The following is an 18,328-nucleotide window of genomic DNA, read 5'->3' on the forward strand; positions in this document are numbered from 1 at the left end:
CGGATGTTCGACCTGGGCTGGACCGAGTTGCTGGTGATCGGCATCGTGGCGCTGATTGTTGTCGGCCCCAAGGATCTGCCGGTGCTGTTTCGCAGCGTCGGGCGGTTCGTGGGCAAGGCCAGGGGCATGGCGCGCGAGTTTTCCAGCGCGATGCATGACGCGGCCGAGCAATCGGGCGTCAACGACGTGGCCAAGGGGCTCAAGGCGGCCAGCAACCCGATGGCCGCCGCCATGGACGAGGTCAAGGACGTGGCCCGCGATCTGGGCGACAACTTGAACCCGGCCAAGCTGGACCCGGCAAAATACGACCCGACCAGCGAAATCGGCAAACTGGCCGCAGAACGTGCCAAAGCCGCCGAAAAGATCGAGGCCGCGTCGGCCCGGGCGGCGGCCGACCGGCTGAGCCGAGAGGCCGCAGAGGCGCAGGCCAAGGCGGCGGAATACGAGGCGAACCTGGCCGACAAGCCGGAAAGTAAAGCATGAGCCCAACCGACGATATCGAGGACAGCAGCGCGCCGCTGATCGAGCATCTGGCCGAGCTGCGTTCCCGGCTGATCCACTCGGTGGTGGCGTTCATCGCCGGCATGGTGGTCTGTTTCACCGTGGCGACGCCGATCTTCAATTTTCTGACCGCGCCGCTGTGCCAGGTGCTGGCCGATCGCGGCCAGGATTGCGATCTGATCTTCATCAGCCCGCAAGAGGGGTTCTTTGTCGCCATTAAGGTCTCGCTGCTGGGCGGGTTCCTGCTGGCCTTTCCCTATATCGGGCTGCAGATGTGGCGCTTTGTGGCGCCGGGTCTGTACAAATCGGAAAAAGGGGCCTTTCTGCCCTTTCTGATCGCCTCGCCTTTCATGTTCGTCCTGGGCGCGTCGTTTGCCTTTTACGTGGTGACGCCGCTGGCCTATGACTTTTTTCTGGGTTTTCAGCAGTTCGGCGCCGATGGCGCCGCGGTGACCGAGGGGCAGGCCCCGCTGAGCGTGGTGTTTCAGGGCAGTGCGCAGGAATATCTGAACCTGACGATCAAGTTCATCGTCGCCTTTGGCCTGTGTTTTCAATTGCCGGTTCTGCTGACATTGATGGGCAAGGCCGGACTGGTCAGCGCCGAAGGGCTGGGAAATGTGCGCAAATATGCCGTGGTCGGCATTCTGGTTCTGGCCGCGCTGGTGACACCGCCCGATGTGATCACCCAGATCATCCTGTTTGTGGTCGTCTATGGCCTGTACGAAGTGTCGATTTTTCTGGTCCGCCGGGTCGAAACCCAGCGCGAGGAACAGCTGCGCGCAGAGGGTTATTATGACGACGACATGTTCGACGATGAACCGGTGAACACGTCCCAGGAGAAAGACGGCAGGTGACCGACGATCCCATGAACCGCATTGCGGCGGCGCTGGAAAGGATGTCGCCGCCGCCCATGCCCGCGCCCGATTTCGAGGCCGCCGGTGCCTTTGTCTGGCATGTCGAGCCGGACCGGATGGAGCCGGTCGAAAGGGTCAACCGGGTGGCGCTGGATCTTCTGGTCGGAATCGACCGGTCGCGCGATACGCTGCTGGACAACACGCGCCGCTTTGCTGCCGGCCACGCCGCCAACAACGCCCTGTTGTGGGGCGCTCGCGGCATGGGGAAATCCAGCCTTGTCAAGGCGATCCATGCCGATGTTCATGCTGATCACCCGGCGCTGAAACTGGTCGAACTGCAACGCGAGGATCTGCCCAGCGTCGGGCGGTTGCTGAACCATCTGCGCGGCGCGCCGCAGCGGTTCCTGCTGTTCTGCGACGACCTGTCCTTTTCCCATGACGACCAGCATTACAAGAGCCTCAAGGCGGTGCTGGATGGCGGCATAGAGGGCCGGCCGGAAAACGTGGTGTTCTATGCCACCAGCAACCGTCGCCATCTGATGCCCCGCGACATGATCGAGAACGAACGCAGCAGCGCCATCAACCCGTCAGAGGCGGTCGAGGAAAAGGTCTCGCTTTCGGACCGGTTCGGGCTGTGGCTGGGCTTTCATCCCTGTTCTCAGGACGAGTATCTGGCGATGATCGACGGCTATTGCACCGCCTACGGGCTGCACATCGCGCCGGAAACCCTGCGCGCCGAGGCGATCGAATGGCAGGCGACGCGCGGCGCGCGATCAGGCCGGGTCGCCTGGCAGTTTTTTACCGATCTGGCCGGACGCAACGGGGTATCTTTGGCATAGCGGATCGGGTCAGGCCCCAAGAAACCGGCCTATGACGGGCATTGTTCGGATCAATTCGGTCGCATGTGAACCCGTATGTTGATGCCCTTTCCGATGAAATTCACAAAGCTGCCGTTTTTTGCCAGGGTGGCATCGACGCCGTTGATATCTGCGACCCAGCCGTGTTTCTTTTCTGCCAGGGCAAAATTTTGCGGCTCGTCCTGGGCCTGGATGCCGGCATTGCCCGAGGATCCAAAGCTCATTTCGGTACATTCGGAATTGACCGTGAAATGAGCCTGGAAATTCATTTCTTCGCCCTGAAAGGATCCCCCGGCCCACGGGCAGGCGGATGCGCCGGTCGCCCCTAAAACGGCAAGGGCGGACGCGAATAGCGCAAATCTCATGACAAAAACTCCCGATGTCAGCTGCACCGGCAGTCTGATTGGGGCGCAACTCATGTCAAGGGGCATGGCATCCGGTCCGGGATGTCTGCTCGCCTCTGATCAGTGGCGTGGCCAATTTTCCGCAAACCAGGTCCGACGGCGCCCGTTATTCGAGGTAGGGCATCGGATTGACGCTGTCAAAACCGTTGCGCACCTCGAAATGCACATAGGCATTGTCGCCGCCGCGCAGCTGCGCCAGTTTCTGCCCGCGTTTGACACTGTCGCCCTTTTTTACCGTGATCTTGTCGACATTGGCATAGACCGTCAGCAGATTGCCGGGATGGCGCACCACGACAATGGGCACCTGATCGGCATCCGCGGTAATCGCGGCCACGGATCCATCGGCGGCGGCGGACACTGCGGCGCCGGGCGCGGCGGCGATGTCGATGCCGTCATTGCGGCCCTTGGAATAGGTCCGCACAATCTTGCCCTGCAGCGGAAAGGCCATGGCGGCCGTTTTGGTGATCGTTGGCTTGGCGATCTTGGTCTTGGGCGGTTCGGGGGGGGTCGGGTCGATCTTTTCGTCCGGCAGCGGTGTCGCGGCGCTGGGCGGCGTCGGGGTGGGCGAGCCGGCACCGGGTTCGGTGACCGTGGCGGCGGCAGCGGCGGTTTTCATTCCGCTGCGTTGCGGCGCAGCCGTCCCGGTGACCGGGATCAGCAGATACTGGCCTTCGCGAATTGCAAAATCCGAGCCCAGCCCGTTCCATTCCGCCAGCGACTTAACCGAAACCTGATAGAGACGCGAGATCGTATAGGCGGTCTCGCCGCGCGCCACCTTGTGCCGGACCGGTTCGGGTTGCGGCGCGGCGACAACCGTCGGTTTCGGAGGGGCGGCCGGCGCCAGGGCGCTGGTCTGCACCTGCGGTGCGACCGGAGTGGTGTCCGGGGCCGCGTCGATGGCGGTGCCGGCGACAGCCGCGATATCGACACCGGTGGCGGCCGAAGGTTCGGCAACGCGGCTGGGCAGGGCGATGACCTCGCCGGCCCGCAGCGGCACCGTCGGGCTGAGGCCGTTGAAGCGGGCCAGTTCGTCGGCCGGCAGGCCAATGCGCGCCGCGACATCGGTGACCGTGTCGCCGCGCCGGGCCACAGCGACCTGATAGGTGGGATAGGATATGATACCGCGGTCATCCGGTTTCGGGCGATCCGTGGCAATGTTGCGGGCGGCCTCACTGGTGTTGAACGCGCCGACCTGACCGCGCAGGTCGAAATCCAGCGGTGCGTTGCACCCGGCCAGCAGCGTCGCTGCCACGACAACGCCGCCAAGGCGCACGGATGTCATTGTGGAACCAAACATCATCTCTCTATCCTCAAATCGCCTCCCCCCTGTTCTGTCGGGGGTTCCGGCCGCTTTTTCCTATACGTCCTTGCCCAGACCTTCCAGCAGCGGCACGAACCGCACTGGCAGTATCTCGTCATAGTCAAAGCCGGTTTCGGTCCGGCGCACCCGGATCAACGTCTGCACCGCGTCGGACTGGCCGACCGGCACCACCATGATACCGTTGATTTTCAGTTGGGCCAAGAGAGGCCCGGGCGGATCCTCGGCGGCGGCGGTCACGATGATCCGGTCAAACGGGGCCTGTTCCGGCAACCCGAACGAGCCATCCGTCACCATTGCAGTGATATTGCTGAGATCCAGCTGGTCGAACACGGCCCGCGCCTCGCGCACCAGCCGGGCATGCCGATCAACAGAATAGACCCGCCGCGCCAGTTTGGACAGGATCGCCGCCTGATATCCCGAGCCGGTGCCTACTTCGAGCACCTTTTCCCGCCCGGTCAGCTGCAGCGCCTGGGTCATCAGCCCGACCACAGAAGGCTGGCTGATGGTCTGTCCGCAGGCGATCGGCAACGGCATGTCCTCATAGGCGCGATCGGCGAATATGCCGCGCACGAACAGGCCCCGGTCGATCGCCTCCATGACCTGCAAGACCTTGCGCTCGGTCACTCCGCGCGAGCGCAGGGCGAACAGGAACTGCATTTGGGTTTCCGCCGGAGGTCCGCTCATTCGATGGCCTTCATGGTGTTCAGCACCTCGTGGGCGGTCAGGTCGGCGCGCATCGGCGTGACCGAAACATAGCCGTCCAGATTCGCCGCCGCATCCGAGCCCGGCGCGGTCGTGATCTGCTGGTTGCCGCCCTTGATCCATAGGAACCGCCGCCCCGAAGGCGAGCTGTGCGGTTCGACCCCGAAATGGGTGCCCTGCCGGAACCCCTGCGTGGTCACTTTGATCCCCTTGACCTCGGCCGCCGGGACCGGCGGAAAGTTGACGTTGAAAAACAGCCGGTAGTCCTGGTCGGACTCCGGGCTGGCGCGCAGGATGCGGCGCACCACATCAGCCCCGTGCTCGGCGGCGGCGTCGAACGGGTTGTCGATGCCGAAATTGCGTGGGCCGTAATATTGCGACAGGGCAATCGCCGGCAACCCCTGCAGGGCCGCCTCCATCGCGCCGCCCAGCGTGCCGGAATACAGCGCGTTCTCGGCCGAGTTGTTGCCCCGGTTGACACCGGACAGGACCAGATCGGGCGGGGCATCCTTCATCACGTCGTGCAGCCCGGCCATCACGCAATCGGCGGGGCTGCCCTCGGCGGCGAAACTGCGCGGTCCCATCTTGGCGATCATCATCGGGTGGGTATAGCTGATGCTGTGGGCGACGCCGGATTGCTCAAAGGCCGGTGCGACGGTCCAGACCTCGCCATCCGGGCCGGCCAGCTCATCGGCGATCGCCGCCAGAACCTGCAGTCCCGGCGCGTTTATTCCGTCGTCATTGGTGATCAGGATACGCATGGCGGCCAGCCCTTTTGAGCCTTGATAGACGCCCCGTTGCGGGGCGGCAAGCAAGCGCGCCCGTTTCCGCCTATTTTGCCGGTGCGGCCGCCCGGGCCGCGGCAGCATTGCAACGGCTCAGAGCAGTGCCAGCAGTCGCGCGGCCTCGTCAGCCGGGCGGGTCAGGGCCTGACGATCCTCGCCGGGAAAGAACCGGCCGCGGATCGCCGTGGGCATCGGTCGCGGTGCCAGGATATGCACGCGTGGTCCGGTGTTGACGGTCTCGGCCGCCCAGCTGCGGGCCAGCGCCATCTGCGCCGCCTTGGTCGCGCCATAGGTGCCAAAGAATTTCTCGCCGGCGCGCGGGTCGTCAAAGAACACCGCCTGACCGGCATCGCCCAGCAGCGGCGCCACAAAGGGGATCAGCACCGAGGTCGCGGTGGCATTCACCGCCAGCGATTTCTGCCAGTCCTTGGCATCGACGAAATTCGCCGGGGTCAGGGGGGCGGCGTGGATCGCCGTGTGCAGCCACAGGTCCAGACGCCCCCAGCGGTCATGGATGCCGCGGCACAGCGTGGCCATCGCATCGGGATCGGTGATGTCCATCGGGGCCAGCGTGGCGCTGCCGCCCGCCGCCTGGATGCGGTCGTCGAGATCTTCCAGGGCACCGGTGGTGCGGGCGACGGCGATCACGTGATGGGTGGCGGCCAGCGCTTCGGCCAGCGCCGCACCCAGGCCGCGTGACGCGCCGGTAATCAGGGCAGTTTGTGTCATGCGCGCGGTTTGACCCGCATTGCCGCAAGGGTCAAGGGCGGATCAGCCCGTCGGCAGGGTCAGCCGCCGGCTGCTGCCGTTCTTTTCCAGCATCAGGCCGTCGGCGTCGATGCCAACGATGCGGCCGATGCTCAACCGGTCTCCGGTCTCGACCCGGCGAATCCGGCCGCTGGATTCGCGCAGCAGGGCCGACATCCGGTCCTGCGGTCCGAACAGACCGATCAGATCGGTTTCGCCGCGTCCGAGGACGCTGTTCTGTGTCGCCATCTGAGCGACGCGGGCTGTGGTGCGCCCGGTATCTGTTTCGCTTGTCATGATCCGCCTTTTGGCCCCAAGGGCCACAAAATGCTGCACTGCAGCAATGTCGCTGGATGCGGCTATCATGGGGCGGAAAACGCGGAAAGGGGAAAGGCGGGGCGGCCGGGCGGCATCGGCAAGGCTCTGCCCATCAGAGACGCCGAAACGGCGCCCTTTGGCCTATTATTCTGCGGCCGGGTTCATCACAAAGCCTTGATTGACCATGTCGGCTGGCTCGACCGGGTATTCGCCCGAGAAACAGGCGTCGCAATATTGCGGGCATCCGGTGTTACGGCCCTGCGCCTCGCCGACAGCGCGGTAAAGGCCGTCCAGCGAGATGAATTTCAGGCTGTCGACCCCGAGATGATCGCGCATTTCCTCGCCGGACATGGTCGCGGCCAGCAGCTTTTCGCGCTGGGGCGTATCGACCCCGTAGAAACACGGCCAGGCCGTGGGTGGCGACGCGATGCGGAAATGCACCTCGCGGGCGCCGGCATCCAGGATCATCTCCTTGATCTTGCGGCTGGTGGTGCCGCGCACCACCGAATCGTCGACCAGGATGACCCGCTTGTCCTTGATCAGCGCCCGGTTGACATTCAGTTTCAGGCGCACGCCCATGTTGCGGATCTGCTCGGTCGGCTCGATGAAGGTGCGGCCCATATACTGGTTGCGGATGATGCCCATGGCATAGGGAATGCCGCTTTCCAGCGAAAACCCGATTGCTGCCGGGGTGCCGCTGTCGGGCACCGGGCAGACCAGATCGGCCTCGACCGGGCTTTCCTTGGCCAGTTCGCGGCCGATATTCTCGCGCGTCTCGTATACGCTGCGTCCGCCCAGAATGCTGTCGGGGCGGCTGAAATAGACGTGTTCAAAGATGCAGAATCGCGGCTTTTGCGGGCGGAAGGGGAAGTGGCTCTGCACGCCCTTATCGTTGATCACCACCATCTCGCCCGGGGCGATCTCGCGTACGAACTCGGCGCCGATGATGTCCAGCGCGCAGGTCTCGGAGCTGAGCGCCCAGCCGTCGCCGATCTTGCCCAGAACCAGAGGGCGCACGCCCAGCGGGTCGCGCACGCCGATCAGCTTGGTGCGGGTCATTGCCACGACCGAAAACGCACCCTCAACCTTGCGCAGCGCTTCTTCCATGCGGTCCGGGATCGACCGGCCCATCGACCGCGCCATCAGGTGGATGATGCATTCGCTGTCCGAGCTGCTCTGAAAGATCGAGCCGCGCTCGATCAGTTCGCGGCGCAGGGCCACGGCATTGGTGATGTTGCCGTTATGGGCAATCGCCGCGCCGCCCATCGAGAATTCGCCAAAGAACGGCTGCACGTCCCGGATCGCTGTCGGTCCCTTGCTGCCCGAGGTCGAATAGCGCACATGGCCGATCGAGATCGGTCCCGGCAGGGTCTCCATAATCTTCTGGCTGGTGAAATTGTCGCGCACATAACCGAACCGGCGGGCGTTGTTGAACCCCTGATCCGGGTCATGTGCGACGATGCCGCCAGCTTCTTGTCCACGATGCTGCAGGGCATGCAGGCCCAGGGCGACGAAGGTCGAGGCATCCTGAACCCCGACGACTCCGAATATGCCGCATTCCTCGCGCAGTTTGTCGTCATCGCCCTGATCGCGCAGGCCGGACGTGTCAAAGGGATGGGCGGGCGGCATATGCAGGGTGGACAAGGCGGGGCAGCTCCGAATCCAAGGGCGGGGTCGTGTCATGACATAGAGCGTCCGATTGCTGCTGTCACGCGCCGGTTCATCAAACCGTTGCATATCTGTCACCGTTTTTCCAGCGACGGTAGGGACGGGCGGGCGTCGGAACCCGAGGGTCAAAGGCCGCCCAGCGGATTGGGCGGCCATTTGCGGTGAGCGTGGGGCAAGCGCGGATCAGGCGGCGACGGCGGGCGCATAGCCCATCGGGTCCAGCGCGACATGCCCGCGGTTGATCATTGCCAGCAGGGCGCGGGTCTCGCCATAGCTGAGGGTGCGAAAGAACGGCTCGGACACGCCCGAGGGCACATGGATCAGCGCGCCGGTCTGGGCATAGACGATCTCTTCGGTGGCAAAGCACAGCTCGGTCGCTTCAACGTCGGAATAGCCGCTGATCGACGCGATGCCGCGGAAACCGCACATCGCGGCCGCCGGGACCAGGACGCAGGGGGTCTGGAACAGGGTCTCGCATTCCGGCTCGAGCAGAGCGACATGCTGGCCGGCAGTCAGCATCATGTCGGAGCAATTGTTCAGGCTGCCGGCGGGGACATGGACGGCGCGGGTCGAGCCGGCGGCGATGCGATGGGTGCGGATGCCGGTCAGTTCGGCATAGCCACCGTCCAGCGTGTAGATCTGGTCGCCCCTGGTCAGGGTCTCGACGGGACGCCAACCCGACGGTGTCTCCAGCATGGTTCCGGACCGGAAGGCGCTGACTTCCTGGCGTTTGGGCATCGGCAGAACCGGGGCTTTTTCGGTGATGTCGGCGGGCAGGAACTGGGCGAATGCTTGGCTGTGGTTCAGAAACATGGGAGCGGTCCTTTGTCAGCAGGTGTTCGTTTGATCTGCCACCATGCTGGCATGGAAATTCAGCCGTTTTTTGGTCACCATTGGGGCGTTAATAGATTACTTTTTCCACATCCGGCAAAGACCGCCCGCCAGAGCGTGGATTGCACGGTTTCCGAAAACGCGTGGTAACCATTGGTTAACCAGAAGGGCGGCTTTGTGGCGCTTTCGAGCCCCCAGGATGGGGGCGATTCTATGGCGGGTGTGCCGGCAACAAGGGCGATTCTGCGGAAATATGCGGGCGCATCGGTTGCCGCGCGGGTTATTTTGCGCAGCTGCCCACCAGGGTTTCGTATTGCAGGGTGATCCAGCCCAGCGCCTGTTCGGGGTTGCGCGCCTCGATCGAGTCGGTCAGGCGGGCAAAGACCTGGGCCGACCGGCTTTCATCGACAATGGTAAAGGTCTGCGCGGTGACGACCGTTTCATAGACGAAAAAGGCGATGGCGATCAGCAGAATGCCGCGGGCCACACCAAAGAAGAAACCCAGCCCCTGATCGACCCCGCCCAGGGCCGAGCGCTGCACCAGCGAGGAAAACAGCGGCGTGAAGAACGACACGAGAATCAGCGCGACGGCAAAGACGCCGGCAAAGGCGGCGATGATGCTCAACTCGCAACTGTCGGCGACGAACTCGCCCAGAACGGGAATTTCCTTGATCAACGGCTCGACCTTGGGCGCAAAGAGATATCCCAGAATTGCCGCCGCGATCCAGCCGGCGATGGCCATGATCTCGCGCACGACACCACGGGAATAGGCCAGCAGAGCGGAAACGACGATGATCAGGGCGACCACCCCGTCGATGATAGTGAAACCTTCCATGGCCCTGGTCCGTCCTGTTTCTGCCTGCGCTGCCGCTTCGGGACCTCAGCCGGCCCCGAACACTTCTCCTACAAAACCCGTCAAATCTGTAGCCCGCGTTAACGCAAGCCCATCAGCTGTGCCGGTTTTGCCACCCGCCGGGGCGATGGCGGCGGTGAAACCAAGTTTTCGGGCCTCTTTCAACCGGTTTTCCGTCTGCGGTGCCGGGCGCAGGGCGCCGGACAGGCTGATTTCGCCGAAAACCACCGTATCGGCGGGCAAGGCGGCGTCTTCCCGCGCAGACAACAGGGCGGCGGCGACGGCCAGGTCGGCAGCGGGCTCCGAGATCTTCATGCCGCCGGCGACGTTCAGATAGACATCGAGCCCGGCAAAGGGGATGCCGCAGCGCGCCTCGAGCACCGCCAGGATCATCGCCAGCCGTCCACCGTCCCAGCCGACCACGGTGCGCCGCGGCTGGGAATGCGGGCTGGGCGCCACCAGCGCCTGCAGCTCCACCAGCACCGGGCGGGTGCCTTCGATGCCGGCAAAGACCGCCGAGCCGGCGCAGGGCGTGCCGCGTTCGGACAGGAACAGCGCCGACGGATTGGTCACCTCGGCCAACCCGCGCCCGGTCATCTCGAAGACGCCGATCTCGTCCGCCGGACCAAAGCGGTTCTTGACCGCCCGCAGGATGCGGAACTGGTGACCGCGCTCGCCCTCGAAATACAGCACCGTGTCGACCATGTGCTCGACCACGCGCGGGCCGGCGATCTGGCCCTCTTTGGTGACGTGTCCGACCAGAATGACGCTGGTGCCGCGGCGCTTGGCAAAGGTCGTCAGTTCATGCGCGGCGGCGCGCACCTGGCTGACACTGCCCGGCGCGCTGTCAACATTGTCGGCCCACATGGTCTGGATCGAATCGATGATCGCCAGTTGCGGACGCTCGGCTTCCAGCGTCGTCAGGATGTCGCGCAGGTTGGTTTCCGCGGCCAGCCTGACCGGAGCATCCGCCAGCCCCAGCCGCCGCGCGCGCATGCGCACCTGCGCGCTGGCCTCTTCGCCGCTGACATACAGTGTCTTCAGCCCGGCCTGGGCGAATTTTGCCGCCGCCTGCAGCAGCAGGGTGGATTTGCCGATGCCCGGATCACCGCCGACCAGAATGGCAGAGGCCGGTACCAGCCCCCCGCCCAGCACCCGGTCAAGCTCGGTCAGCCGCGACAGGGTGCGCGGCGGCGGGGTCTCTTCGGTGGACAGGTCGGTCAGGGCGATCGTGCTGCCGCGTTTCGCACCCAGCGATTTCGAGGCGGGGCCGGCGGACAGCGGCGCCTCCTGAACAATGGTATTCCACTCGCCGCAGGCTTCGCAGCGCCCCGACCATTTGGAGAACGCGGCGCCACAGGCCGAACAGGTATAGGATTTGGATTTAGCCATGCTGCCTTGTGCCGCCTCGGCCTTTGGCGGTCAAATGGCTAATCGCGATCGAGGTCAGAACGCAGCCGGTGAACAGATAGAGCCCCCAGGCGGTTTCCACTGTCGCCAGCCCGACGCCCTTGACCACCACGACATAGAGCGCGATCAGAAAGACATCGGCCATGGCCAGCCTGCCCAGAATGTCCAGCACCGGCAGCACCCGCCGCCGCAACAGCCCGAAATGGATCAGGGCCAGGCCGATGGTTTTCATATAGGGCGCAAAGATCGCAAGGAAGGTGACCAGAAGGGCCAGGGCGATATCGCTGCCCCACAGGCTCTGCAATCCGGTCACGACCGAAATTTCCGACAGGCCGAACATCGGCAACAACCCGGCGCGCAGCAGGGGCGCGAACCAGGCAACGGGATACAGCAACAGCAGGGCAAGGTTGGCGAGGCGCGGGACCATGCGCTTAGCCGTTGCACACCGGCGCGGTGCAAAGGCCCGGGCCGGTCATCGCATAGCGCGCGGGCACGTGGTTGCCGGTGCTTCGGATCACCGCACCGCCTCGATCGGGCCTTCGGCGCGGCCGTGGATGAACTGGTCGAGATAGGGATCGCCCGAGGCGTCCATCTCGGCCACCGGGCCGGTCCATTTGATCACCCCGTCATGCAGCATCGCCACATTGTCGGCGATGGCGCGCACGCTGGTCATGTCATGGGTGATGGTCATCGCCGTGGCGCCCATCTCGACCACGATCTCGCGGATCAGGTCGTTGATCACGCCTGACATGATCGGGTCCAGGCCGGTGGTCGGCTCGTCGAAAAAGATGATCTCGGGATCGGCGGCGATGGCGCGGGCCAGACCGACACGTTTCTGCATGCCGCCGGACAGTTCCGCCGGAAACAGATCGGCAACGGCGGATTTCAGTCCGACCCGGCGCAGCTTGTCGATGGCGATGGCGCGGGCTTCGTCCACCGGGCGTTTCAGCGAGCCGCGCAGCAGGCGAAAGGCGACATTCTGCCAGACCGGCAGGCTGTCAAACAGCGCGCCGCCCTGAAACAGCATGCCGAAACGGGCCAGAAAGGCGTCGCGGTCACCGGATGCGGCATCCTTGCCATCGACCAGGATTTTCCCGGAATCCGGGTGGATCAGCCCCAGAACGCATTTCAGCGCCACCGATTTTCCGGTGCCCGAGCCGCCGATGATCACCATCGAGCTGCCCTTTGGAATCTCCAGGGTCAGGCCGCGCAGCACGCGATTGTCGCCAAAGGCCTTATGGACGTCGTTCATCCGGATCATAGCGAAAAGAACACTCCCGTCAGGACGAAATTGGCGGCCAGGATCAGGATCGCGGCGGATTCGACGCTGTTCTTGGTGGCGCTGCCCACGCCCTGGGCGCCACGACCCGATTGCATGCCATAGTAACAGCCCATCAGGGCGGCGATGACGCCAAAGACCGCGCCCTTGACCAGGCTGGACACGACATCGCGGCTTTCCAGGAAATCGACGGTGTTCTGCAGATAGGCGGCGGCATTGAACCCCAGATTCTGCACCGCCACCACATAGCCGCCGCCGATGCCGATGATATCGCCGATTGCCACCAGCAGCGGCACGGTGATCAGCGCGGCCAGAACCCGCGGCGCAACCAGGTATTTCATCGGATGGGTCGACAGGGTCACCAGCGCGTCGATCTGCTCGGTCACCTTCATCGTGGCGATCTCGGCAGCAATGGACGAGGTCACGCGGGCGGCGATCATCAGGCCGACCAGAACCGGCCCCAGTTCGCGTACCATGCCGATGGCGACGATCTGCGGCACCACCGCCTCGGCGTTGAACCGCGCGCCGCCGGAATAGATCTGCAGCGCCAGCGCGCCGCCGGTAAAGATCGCGGTCAGCCCGACCACCGGCAGGGACAGCCAGCCGATATTCATCAGCGCATTGGCAAACTCGCGTGGATAGAAGGGCGGGCGCAGGATGTGGCTGGCGGCGCGGGCGGCAAAGATCGCCACGCTGCCGGTCAGCGCCAGAAAGGTCAGTACCGCGCGGCCCAGGCGTTCCAGCAATTTCAACGGGTTCACGTCAGGTACTCCCGCCGATAGCGGCCGCCCAGCGAGGTCAGGATCTCGTAGCCGATGGTGCCGGCGGCGTCGGCCAGATCGTCGACGGTCTGCCGCGGTCCCAGGATCGCCAAGGCCGCCGGATCGTCCTTCAGGTCGGTGACATCGGCGGTGATCAGGTCCATCGATACGCGGCCAACGACGGGACAGGCGGTATCGCCGGCAAACAGCCGCACGCCGCCCGCGCCGATGGCGCGGATCAGCCCATCGGCATAGCCGGCGGCGACGGTGGCGATGCGGCAGGGGCGCGGCGCGGTCCAGGTGTTGCCATAGCCGACGGTTTCGCCGGGCTGCACGTCGCGAATCTGGATCACCGGCAGATCCAGTGCCACCACCGGACGGGCGTCCGCATAGGGCAGGGCGCCATACAATCCGATGCCCGGCCGGGTCAGGTCGAAATGATAGTCCGGCCCCAGCAGGATGCCGCCGGTGGCCGCCAGCGAGCGCGGCGCGTCGATACCGTCGGTCATCTCGGCAAAGGCGCGCAATTGCCGGGCGTTCATTGCGTGGTCGGGCTCGTCCGCACAGGCCAGGTGCGACATGACCAGCGCCGGGGCACGCGCCAGGATCTGGGCGCGCAGCCCGGCCCATTCGCCGGGTTCCATCCCCAGCCGGTTCATACCGCTGTCCAGCTGGACGCCGAACCCATGGTCGGGCGTCGAGTCCAGATGCCGGCGCAGTTGTTCAGCGGAATTCAGCAACGGCGTCAGATCATGGGCGCCGATCAGCGCGGTGTCGCCCGGCATATGGCCGGACAGGATAAAGATCGTCGGCCCCGGTCCCAGGGCTTGGCGCACGATCACGCCCTCTTCGGCGGCGGCGACAAAGAATTGCCGGGCGCCGGCGCTGGCGAGGGTCGTTGCCACCCGCTCTGCGCCCAGCCCATAGCCATTTGCCTTGATCACGGCGGCGGCCGGGCAGGCCGACAGCGCGTTCAGCGCGCGCCAGTTTTCCGCCAGCGCGGTCAGGTCGATTTTCAGATGCGCAGTGCTCATGGCCCGTTCTTGACATGCGCGCCAGCCGCGTCAAGGACAATGCGAGGGAAACCGCCACAGGCGGCACGCGCTGTGTCTATTCGCGGTCACACTATTTTCGGCGAAAAAATTCACCCCAGACACCTGTCGACACACGCAGGCTAAGGTCGAATTTTCGCTTGTCGTACCAATGCAGGGCAACGTCGATGTATTTGTTCGGCACGACCTTGAAAATCTGTCCGATAGTCCCCTTGTCCAAATAGGTCGGCATCTGATCGGACAGGCATTTGATATTCTTGTTCCCGGTCAATTTCAGCCGGTTGAAGACGACGACTTTTTGCCTGGCTTTTGGCGCGTTCGGATCGGTTGCCATTTGATTGACCTACGGTGATCGTACAATTGAAACATTAGTTTCAGAATAGCACGGATCCTGCGGTTTCCCAAATTTCGGCACCGGATGATCCGGCGGCTCGGGTCAGTGACCCGGGTCGTCGTTCTGCTGCCAGGGTTTGACCAGATTGCCAAAGCGCGTGAAACGGCCCTCAAAGCTCAGCTCGACGGTGCCGATCGGGCCGTGCCGCTGCTTGCCGATCACCACTTCGGCCTTGCCGTGCAGGCGCTCCATGCGCTCCTGCCAGGCGGCCATCTCATCCAGCTTGTCATCCGAGGGTTTCTCGCGCTCGACATAGTATTCCTCGCGGAACACGAACATCACCACGTCGGCATCCTGTTCGATCGACCCGGATTCGCGCAGGTCCGACAATTGCGGGCGCTTGTCTTCGCGGGCCTCGACCTGGCGGCTGAGCTGGGACAGCGCGATCACCGGAATGTCCAGCTCCTTGGCGATGGCCTTCAGCCCCATGGTGATCTCGCTGATCTCGTTGACCCGGTTTTCCGACTTGCCGGTGCCGCGCACCAGTTGCAGATAGTCGATGATCAGCACATCCAGCCCATGGGTGCGTTTCAGCCGCCGGGCACGGGCCGCGAGCTGGCTGATCGGCAGGGCCGGCGTGTCGTCGATGAACAGCGGACAGGCCTCCAGCGACTTGGCGGCATCGACAAAACGGCGAAACTCGGCCTCGGTCATGTCGCCGCGACGGATCTGTTCGGATGGCACTTCTGATGCTTCTGACAGAATCCGCGCGGCGAGCTGCTCGGCACTCATCTCCAGCGAATAGAATCCCACGACGCCGCCATCGACGGTGCCCTCGGTCCCGTCGGGCAATTGCCCGCGCCTATAGGCCTTGGCGACGTTGAACGCGATGTTGGTGGCCAGCGAGGTCTTGCCCATCGAGGGCCGGCCCGCGAGTATCAGCAGATCCGAGCGGTGCAGCCCGCCCAGCTTCTTGTCCATGTCCACAAGACCGGTCGAGACCCCGGCCAGCCCGCCCTCGCGCTGATAGGCGGCATTGGCGACGTTGACCGCGTCGGTGACCGCGCGCAGAAAGCTTTGGAACCCGCTTTCGGTCTGGCCCTGTTCGCTCAGCTTGTACAGCTGCTGTTCGGCCTCGACGATCTGTTCCTTGGGTTCGCTCGAAATATCGACCCGTGCCGCCTTGTCGGAAATATCGCGCCCCAGACCGATCAACTCGCGCCGGATCGCCAGATCATAGATCATCTGGGCATAGTCGCGCACCGCAAAGGCGCTGATAGCAGCGCCGGCGAGGCGGGCCAGATAGGCCGGACCGCCCAATTCCTTGAGCCCCTCGTCATCCTCCATGAACGCCTTTAGCGTGACCGGGCTGGCAAGGGCATTCTTGGCGATGCGGGCGGCCGCGATTTCATAGATTCGCGCATGCACCGGGTCATAGAAATGCTGCGCTCCGATGATGGCGGCGACCTTGTCATACACATCGTTGTTGGTCAGGATCGCGCCCAGAAGCTGTTGTTCCGCCTCGACGGAATGCGGCATGACATCAGCGATTTGCGGATCGGTCGTGCCCGCGTCGATACTTGTGATCTCGTTCATCTCGCCCCTCATCTGCCGCCGCTTTGTCACGGTCTGCCTGCCGATTCCGGCAGGCTCGGCCTGTCGGCCCGAAGCCATACCCGAGCCCGCGCAGAAGGTGCAAATTGTATCTTTCTGTGGATATCTTGTGCACCACTGCCTGCTACAGGATATTGCCGCAACAGTGACCAAATCGTCAACATATTGCGGTGCTCACGCCAGGGCTGTGGCGGATTTGATGCGCTCTGCCGGCGTTAATCCGCCCGGCGCGCTTCTTGCCAGGCGCGGGGCGCAGTCAGGAAAGATTCTACCTCTGCGAGAGTCGAATCAGAGAATGCACCTGAACTTCTGGCTTCGGCCAGCACGTCCCACCAGGTGCACAGGTGATGCAGGGCCACCCCGTGATCACCCAAGGTCTTTTCCGTCTCGGGAAAGATGCCGTAATAGAAGATCACGGCGGTATGGCCGCAGGTGGCGCCGGTCTCGCGTATCGCGTCGACAAAGCTCAGCTTGCTGCAGCCATCGGTGGTCAGATCCTCGACCAGCAACACCCGGTCACCTTCGCCCATCACCCCCTCGATCCGGGCGTTGCGGCCATAGCCCTTGGGTTTCTTTCGTACATAGGTCATCGGCAGGGCCATGCGTTCGGCCACTAGCGCGGCAAAGGGAATGCCCGCGGTTTCGCCGCCGGCGATGTTGTCGAACGCCTCGAAACCGGCGTTGCGCATCACCGTAACGGTCAGAAAATCCATCAGCGTGGCCCGGATGCGCGGATAGGAAATCAGCTTGCGGCAGTCGATATAGGTCGGGCTGGGCAGGCCGGAGGCCAGGGTAAAGGGCTGGTCGGCATTCAGGTGCACGGCGCCGATCTCCAGCAGCATGCGCGCGCTCAGGCGGGCGATCTCGTCGGCGGGCGGATAAGAAGAGGGGATCATCGCGGGTTTCCTATGTCATGCGCGGATCGGGCGGGATGCCGGTATCGGGTCAGGGGGCGACGCGCCAGTGCAGGTCGAACCCCGGGTCAAAGACGGTCACCGGCCCGTCGCCGGTCTCGATCCCGGTCGGGTATTGCACGGGCGCACCGCGCGTCAGGGTGATGGTGTCCGGGTTTTCCGGCAGCCGGTAGAACGCCGGGCCGTGGCGCGAGACAAAGCCTTCGAGCCGGTCCAGCGCCCCTTCGCGCTCGAACACCTCGGCCAGGATCGACAGGGTGTTGGTCGCGGTAAAGCAACCGGCGCAGCCACAGGCGTTTTCCTTGAGCGCGTCGGTATGCGGCGCGCTGTCGGTGCCCAGAAAGAACCGGTTCTCGCCCGAGGTCGCCGCGGCCACCAGCGCCAGCCGGTGGGTTTCGCGCTTGGCCACCGGCAGGCAGTAGTAATGCGGGTGAATGCCGCCGACCAGGATGTGGTTGCGGTTGATCACCAGGTGATGCGTGGTGATCGTCGCGCCCAGATCGGCGCCGCCCGCGCGCACGTAGTCCACCGCGCCCGCCGTTGTGATATGTTCCATGACCACCCGCAGCCCCGGTGTCGCGCGGCGGATCGGGTCCAGCACCCGGTCGATGAACACGCTCTCGCGGTCAAAGATGTCGATATCGGCCGCAGTGACCTCGCCATGCACGCATAGCGGCAGTCCGATCTCGGCCATGCGCTCGAGCACGCCGCGCACCCGGTCGAAATCAGAGACCCCGCTGGCCGAGTTGGTGGTGGCGCCGGCCGGGTACAGCTTGACCGCGCGCACCAGGCCGCTGGCGGCGGCGGCGGCCACGTCCTCGGGGTCGGTGTCTTCGGTCAGATACAGCGTCATCAGCGGCTGAAACGCCATGCCCTCGGGCAGGGCCGCCAGGATGCGGTCGCGATAGGCCGCCGCCTGCGCCCCGGTCACCACCGGCGGGACCAGGTTGGGCATGATGATGGCGCGGGCGAAATGCCGCGCGGTTTCCGGCAGCACCGCCGCCAGCATGGCCCCGTCGCGCAGGTGCAGATGCCAGTCGTCGGGGCGGGTGATCGTCAGGGTCTCGCTCATGTCCTTGCGCTAGCACAGCCTGTCTGCGGCGACCAGAGGGGCGAGACGATT

The 18,328-nt window shown here is 64.5% G+C and carries 21 protein-coding genes; 3 read left to right on the forward strand and 18 right to left on the reverse strand.

The window, feature by feature from the left end; translation table 11 throughout:
* Nucleotides 1-3: 3 nt before the first annotated feature.
* From tatB to ACFMPD_RS03460, 3 genes are read left to right on the forward strand one after another with little or no spacing between them, the layout of a single operon-like run.
* Nucleotides 4-483: a Sec-independent protein translocase protein TatB gene (gene tatB / locus ACFMPD_RS03450; protein WP_380991839.1), complete on the forward strand. Its 480-nt coding sequence runs from the start codon at nucleotides 4-6 to the stop codon at nucleotides 481-483.
* A complete protein-coding gene (gene tatC, locus ACFMPD_RS03455) occupies nucleotides 480-1,355 on the forward strand; it encodes a twin-arginine translocase subunit TatC (RefSeq protein ID WP_380991841.1) in 876 nt (291 codons plus the stop codon). Before tatB ends, tatC begins: the two co-directional genes overlap by 4 nt.
* Nucleotides 1,356-1,366: 11 nt before the next feature.
* Nucleotides 1,367-2,194: an ATP-binding protein gene (locus ACFMPD_RS03460; protein WP_380992305.1), complete on the forward strand. Its 828-nt coding sequence runs from the start codon at nucleotides 1,367-1,369 to the stop codon at nucleotides 2,192-2,194.
* Between the two features lie 50 nt (nucleotides 2,195-2,244).
* On the opposite strand, the gene ACFMPD_RS03465 is transcribed toward ACFMPD_RS03460, so the two are convergent.
* The 18 genes from ACFMPD_RS03465 to pyrC form a co-directional block, all read right to left on the reverse strand.
* Complete coding sequence (locus tag ACFMPD_RS03465) at nucleotides 2,245-2,643, reverse strand: hypothetical protein (RefSeq protein WP_380991843.1); 399 nt, start codon at nucleotides 2,641-2,643, stop codon at nucleotides 2,245-2,247.
* 79 nt (nucleotides 2,644-2,722) lie between these two features.
* Complete coding sequence (locus ACFMPD_RS03470) at nucleotides 2,723-3,913, reverse strand: LysM peptidoglycan-binding domain-containing protein (RefSeq protein ID WP_380991845.1); 1,191 nt, start codon at nucleotides 3,911-3,913, stop codon at nucleotides 2,723-2,725.
* A gap of 60 nt (nucleotides 3,914-3,973) precedes the next feature.
* Nucleotides 3,974-4,621: a protein-L-isoaspartate(D-aspartate) O-methyltransferase gene (locus tag ACFMPD_RS03475; protein WP_380991847.1), complete on the reverse strand. Its 648-nt coding sequence runs from the start codon at nucleotides 4,619-4,621 to the stop codon at nucleotides 3,974-3,976.
* Complete coding sequence (gene surE, locus ACFMPD_RS03480) at nucleotides 4,618-5,400, reverse strand: 5'/3'-nucleotidase SurE (RefSeq protein ID WP_380991849.1); 783 nt, start codon at nucleotides 5,398-5,400, stop codon at nucleotides 4,618-4,620. The genes ACFMPD_RS03475 and surE overlap by 4 nt, the downstream gene beginning before the upstream one ends.
* Before the next feature lie 117 nt (nucleotides 5,401-5,517).
* Nucleotides 5,518-6,153 (reverse strand): SDR family NAD(P)-dependent oxidoreductase, encoded by a 636-nt coding sequence (locus tag ACFMPD_RS03485; RefSeq protein WP_380991851.1) that lies wholly within the window; start codon nucleotides 6,151-6,153, stop codon nucleotides 5,518-5,520.
* A 42-nt stretch (nucleotides 6,154-6,195) separates the two neighbouring features.
* Complete coding sequence (locus tag ACFMPD_RS03490; RefSeq protein ID WP_380991853.1) at nucleotides 6,196-6,468, reverse strand: hypothetical protein; 273 nt, start codon at nucleotides 6,466-6,468, stop codon at nucleotides 6,196-6,198.
* Nucleotides 6,469-6,633: 165 nt separating this feature from the next.
* Nucleotides 6,634-8,118, reverse strand: a complete 1,485-nt coding sequence (gene purF, locus ACFMPD_RS03495; protein WP_380992307.1) for an amidophosphoribosyltransferase — start codon at nucleotides 8,116-8,118, stop codon at nucleotides 6,634-6,636.
* Nucleotides 8,119-8,340: 222 nt separating this feature from the next.
* Entirely contained in the window at nucleotides 8,341-8,970 is a 630-nt protein-coding gene (locus ACFMPD_RS03500) for a Hint domain-containing protein (RefSeq protein WP_380991855.1), read from the reverse strand.
* A 298-nt stretch (nucleotides 8,971-9,268) separates the two neighbouring features.
* Entirely contained in the window at nucleotides 9,269-9,823 is a 555-nt protein-coding gene (locus ACFMPD_RS03505) for a CvpA family protein (protein WP_380991857.1), read from the reverse strand.
* A gap of 45 nt (nucleotides 9,824-9,868) precedes the next feature.
* Nucleotides 9,869-11,233 (reverse strand): DNA repair protein RadA, encoded by a 1,365-nt coding sequence (gene radA / locus ACFMPD_RS03510; protein WP_380991859.1) that lies wholly within the window; start codon nucleotides 11,231-11,233, stop codon nucleotides 9,869-9,871.
* A complete protein-coding gene (locus ACFMPD_RS03515; RefSeq protein ID WP_380991861.1) occupies nucleotides 11,226-11,678 on the reverse strand; it encodes a paraquat-inducible protein A in 453 nt (150 codons plus the stop codon). Before ACFMPD_RS03515 ends, radA begins: the two co-directional genes overlap by 8 nt.
* An 87-nt stretch (nucleotides 11,679-11,765) precedes the next feature.
* Entirely contained in the window at nucleotides 11,766-12,512 is a 747-nt protein-coding gene (locus ACFMPD_RS03520; RefSeq protein ID WP_380991863.1) for an ABC transporter ATP-binding protein, read from the reverse strand.
* A complete protein-coding gene (locus tag ACFMPD_RS03525; protein WP_380991865.1) occupies nucleotides 12,509-13,291 on the reverse strand; it encodes an MlaE family ABC transporter permease in 783 nt (260 codons plus the stop codon). The genes ACFMPD_RS03520 and ACFMPD_RS03525 overlap by 4 nt, the downstream gene beginning before the upstream one ends.
* On the reverse strand, nucleotides 13,288-14,325 hold the full coding sequence (gene alr, locus ACFMPD_RS03530; protein WP_380991867.1) for an alanine racemase: 1,038 nt from the start codon (nucleotides 14,323-14,325) through the stop codon (nucleotides 13,288-13,290). The genes ACFMPD_RS03525 and alr overlap by 4 nt, the downstream gene beginning before the upstream one ends.
* A gap of 91 nt (nucleotides 14,326-14,416) precedes the next feature.
* Nucleotides 14,417-14,677, reverse strand: coding sequence for a hypothetical protein (locus tag ACFMPD_RS03535; RefSeq protein ID WP_380991869.1), 261 nt, complete (start codon nucleotides 14,675-14,677; stop codon nucleotides 14,417-14,419).
* Nucleotides 14,678-14,779: 102 nt separating this feature from the next.
* Nucleotides 14,780-16,273, reverse strand: a complete 1,494-nt coding sequence (locus ACFMPD_RS03540) for a replicative DNA helicase (protein ID WP_380991871.1) — start codon at nucleotides 16,271-16,273, stop codon at nucleotides 14,780-14,782.
* A 233-nt stretch (nucleotides 16,274-16,506) separates the two neighbouring features.
* Nucleotides 16,507-17,187: an orotate phosphoribosyltransferase gene (locus tag ACFMPD_RS03545; protein WP_380991873.1), complete on the reverse strand. Its 681-nt coding sequence runs from the start codon at nucleotides 17,185-17,187 to the stop codon at nucleotides 16,507-16,509.
* Between the two features lie 49 nt (nucleotides 17,188-17,236).
* Nucleotides 17,237-18,277, reverse strand: a complete 1,041-nt coding sequence (pyrC, locus tag ACFMPD_RS03550; protein WP_380991875.1) for a dihydroorotase — start codon at nucleotides 18,275-18,277, stop codon at nucleotides 17,237-17,239.
* Nucleotides 18,278-18,328: the final 51 nt, after the last annotated feature.

The sequence above is a fragment of the Sedimentitalea sediminis genome, assembly GCF_042687825.1.
Taxonomy (GTDB): domain Bacteria; phylum Pseudomonadota; class Alphaproteobacteria; order Rhodobacterales; family Rhodobacteraceae; genus Sedimentitalea.

Bases quoted from the DNA above. Each gene is read 5' to 3' on its own strand.
- tatB (WP_380991839.1), top strand. From the start codon at position 4: ATGTTCGACCTGGGCTGGACCGAGTTGCTGGTGATCGGCATCGTGGCG.
- tatC (WP_380991841.1), top strand. From the start codon at position 480: ATGAGCCCAACCGACGATATCGAGGACAGCAGCGCGCCGCTGATCGAG.
- ACFMPD_RS03460 (WP_380992305.1), top strand. From the start codon at position 1,367: ATGAACCGCATTGCGGCGGCGCTGGAAAGGATGTCGCCGCCGCCCATG.
- ACFMPD_RS03465 (WP_380991843.1), bottom strand. From the start codon at position 2,643: ATGCCCCTTGACATGAGTTGCGCCCCAATCAGACTGCCGGTGCAGCTG.
- ACFMPD_RS03470 (WP_380991845.1), bottom strand. From the start codon at position 3,913: ATGTTTGGTTCCACAATGACATCCGTGCGCCTTGGCGGCGTTGTCGTG.
- ACFMPD_RS03475 (WP_380991847.1), bottom strand. From the start codon at position 4,621: ATGAGCGGACCTCCGGCGGAAACCCAAATGCAGTTCCTGTTCGCCCTG.
- surE (WP_380991849.1), bottom strand. From the start codon at position 5,400: ATGCGTATCCTGATCACCAATGACGACGGAATAAACGCGCCGGGACTG.
- ACFMPD_RS03485 (WP_380991851.1), bottom strand. From the start codon at position 6,153: ATGACACAAACTGCCCTGATTACCGGCGCGTCACGCGGCCTGGGTGCG.
- ACFMPD_RS03490 (WP_380991853.1), bottom strand. From the start codon at position 6,468: ATGACAAGCGAAACAGATACCGGGCGCACCACAGCCCGCGTCGCTCAG.
- purF (WP_380992307.1), bottom strand. From the start codon at position 8,118: ATGCCGCCCGCCCATCCCTTTGACACGTCCGGCCTGCGCGATCAGGGC.
- ACFMPD_RS03500 (WP_380991855.1), bottom strand. From the start codon at position 8,970: ATGTTTCTGAACCACAGCCAAGCATTCGCCCAGTTCCTGCCCGCCGAC.
- ACFMPD_RS03505 (WP_380991857.1), bottom strand. From the start codon at position 9,823: ATGGAAGGTTTCACTATCATCGACGGGGTGGTCGCCCTGATCATCGTC.
- radA (WP_380991859.1), bottom strand. From the start codon at position 11,233: ATGGCTAAATCCAAATCCTATACCTGTTCGGCCTGTGGCGCCGCGTTC.
- ACFMPD_RS03515 (WP_380991861.1), bottom strand. From the start codon at position 11,678: ATGGTCCCGCGCCTCGCCAACCTTGCCCTGCTGTTGCTGTATCCCGTT.
- ACFMPD_RS03520 (WP_380991863.1), bottom strand. From the start codon at position 12,512: ATGATCCGGATGAACGACGTCCATAAGGCCTTTGGCGACAATCGCGTG.
- alr (WP_380991867.1), bottom strand. From the start codon at position 14,325: ATGAGCACTGCGCATCTGAAAATCGACCTGACCGCGCTGGCGGAAAAC.
- ACFMPD_RS03535 (WP_380991869.1), bottom strand. From the start codon at position 14,677: ATGGCAACCGATCCGAACGCGCCAAAAGCCAGGCAAAAAGTCGTCGTC.
- ACFMPD_RS03540 (WP_380991871.1), bottom strand. From the start codon at position 16,273: ATGAACGAGATCACAAGTATCGACGCGGGCACGACCGATCCGCAAATC.
- ACFMPD_RS03545 (WP_380991873.1), bottom strand. From the start codon at position 17,187: ATGATCCCCTCTTCTTATCCGCCCGCCGACGAGATCGCCCGCCTGAGC.
- pyrC (WP_380991875.1), bottom strand. From the start codon at position 18,277: ATGAGCGAGACCCTGACGATCACCCGCCCCGACGACTGGCATCTGCAC.